The organism is Streptomyces niveiscabiei, assembly GCF_001419795.1.
Taxonomy (GTDB): domain Bacteria; phylum Actinomycetota; class Actinomycetes; order Streptomycetales; family Streptomycetaceae; genus Streptomyces; species Streptomyces niveiscabiei.
Genome location: NZ_LIRL01001313.1, coordinates 1 through 1,743, shown reverse-complemented (window position 1 = coordinate 1,743; position 1,743 = coordinate 1). Strand labels below are relative to the sequence as shown.

Here is a 1,743-nt window from a genome sequence, read left to right as displayed (position 1 = left end):
GTCGTAGGTGATGGGGTGGCAGACGGTCTTCCACTGGTCGGGGAGGTCGCCTTTCGTCCAGCCGTTGACGGTGTCCGGCTTGAACCGCTCGACGGGGTCTATGAGGTAGCCGGCTTCCACCAGGCGGTGACCGGCGGAGGCGGCGGGAAACGGGTGGTGTGCGGGGCAGAGTTCGCGGTGGGCGAGGGTGCGGAGGGGAGGCGGTTGTGCGCGCTGTTCGTCCTGGAGGGGGACACGACCATGAGGAACCAGCGGTCGTCGAGGACGTAGGCCAGGGCGCGGTGTTGGGGCGTGGCGGTCATGTTGGTCTTTCCGGGGAGACGAGAAGAGCGGGGTGCTCGGGTCACCAGAGGCTCAGCGGCTTGCCCGCCGTCGCGGCGGTGTGGATGCGGCGGGCGATCTCCGTCTCGGGTTCCTTGAGGGCGAGGCCGGTGCGGATCGCGGCGCCGATGGCGCGGGAACGGCCGGCGGGGCCGCGGAGGTCTGCCAGGGGGCTGGCGGGGTTGCGGCGGCGGGTCAGCCATTCGGCGCGGTTCTCCGCTGGGGTGCCGAGGCGGAGGTGGGCGGGCTGTTGGCAGGAGTGGTTGTCGCAGGTGTGGCAGACGGTGGGGCTGTCGTTGTCCCAGCCCAGGCGGGGGATCACGCCGTGGGCGAGCTGGTAGCCGTAGAGGTGGCCGGGAACGGTGCCCCGCCGGGTCGGGCCGGGGAGGGAGGCCGCGCGGAAGCTGGCGTGGCCCGTGCTGGAGATCGCGCCGAAGAAGAACCAGCAGTCCGTGTCCGACACGGTGCGGTGCACCTTGGCCCAGTACCGGGTTCGTGTCGATGTGTTGGACAGCCAGGCCGACCACTCGACGGCGGGGATGCGTACCGGGGACGGGGTCCCGATCAGCGCGAGCTGCTCGGGACCTTCCTCGGGTGACGCGGCGTGGCTGTGCGTGGTGGAGAGCGGGAAGAGGCCGGGAAGCTGGTCATGCGACATCGCCCTGGGCGTCGTTCAGGGCGGTGGTCTCCACAACTCCGGTTTCCTGTGCGGGATGTTGGGAGGTGGAGTTGCCCGGCCGTGAGCGGCGGGGGCGTGGGCGGCCGGCGCGAGTGCGCAGTGACTCGATGACCTCTTTGGCGCGCGCGGCGGTGACGGCCTTCGCGTCTCGCTCCAGTTCCTCGGCGGGGACACCGAGGAGGTCGGCCACCAGCTCCGAGTCCTGGTCGTACAGGCGCAGGGCCGCCGCAGTCGCCTCGCGGGCGTCGCGGTCTGCCGCTTCTTTGGCAACTGCCGCTTCTACAGCGGCTTTTCGTGTGGTCAGGACGCTCTGAGCGGCCAGCTCGCGGGTCTTCATCTGGAGGGTCTCTACGGCCCGTACTCGTCGCCGTAGCTCTGCCGTTGTTACACCGTCCGGCGATGTCATCTCGGCAACCTGCCTTCTGAATAAGCGAGTTGAGCCTGTGCCAGGGAGGCTGGCGCACTGAGGGTGGCTGCACGGCGCTGGCTGGGGCGGTGGTTCATGGAGGGCACCGTAGGCGTGAGGTCAGGAAGAACTCACATGTCGAGGAGTCTGAGGAAGTGACGCGGTCTGACGAGCAACGGTGAGGTGTTGGAACAGGCCGCCGGCGAGAGCAAGTTCCCTTTGTGTTCGGTCCGTTGACTGCCTGAGTGGGTTGCTGCCGCTCAGAGAGAGTGCCTCCGGCGGGTCCGCTCTCGGAGGGGGAGGGGGCGAGTTGTTCGGCTGGGCCGCCGTCGTGGTC

At 69.4% G+C, this 1,743-nt stretch carries 3 protein-coding genes; all 3 read right to left on the bottom strand.

The features are described from left to right. Window positions 1–98 precede the first annotated feature (98 nt). From AOK24_RS49035 to AOK24_RS43490, 3 genes are read right to left on the bottom strand one after another with little or no spacing between them, the layout of a single operon-like run. Window positions 99–302, bottom strand: coding sequence for a hypothetical protein (locus AOK24_RS49035; RefSeq protein WP_159052220.1), 204 nt, complete (start codon window positions 300–302; stop codon window positions 99–101). Between the two features lie 41 nt (window positions 303–343). Further along, window positions 344–979 (bottom strand): HNH endonuclease, encoded by a 636-nt coding sequence (locus tag AOK24_RS43495; RefSeq protein WP_055725349.1) that lies wholly within the window; start codon window positions 977–979, stop codon window positions 344–346. Then, window positions 969–1,406 (bottom strand): hypothetical protein, encoded by a 438-nt coding sequence (locus tag AOK24_RS43490; protein ID WP_159052219.1) that lies wholly within the window; start codon window positions 1,404–1,406, stop codon window positions 969–971. Before AOK24_RS43490 ends, AOK24_RS43495 begins: the two co-directional genes overlap by 11 nt. Between the last annotated feature and the right edge of the window lie 337 nt (window positions 1,407–1,743).

Bases quoted from the DNA above. Each gene is read 5' to 3' on its own strand.
- AOK24_RS43490 (WP_159052219.1), bottom strand. From the start codon at position 1,406: ATGACATCGCCGGACGGTGTAACAACGGCAGAGCTACGGCGACGAGTA.
- AOK24_RS43495 (WP_055725349.1), bottom strand. From the start codon at position 979: ATGTCGCATGACCAGCTTCCCGGCCTCTTCCCGCTCTCCACCACGCAC.
- AOK24_RS49035 (WP_159052220.1), bottom strand. From the start codon at position 302: ATGACCGCCACGCCCCAACACCGCGCCCTGGCCTACGTCCTCGACGAC.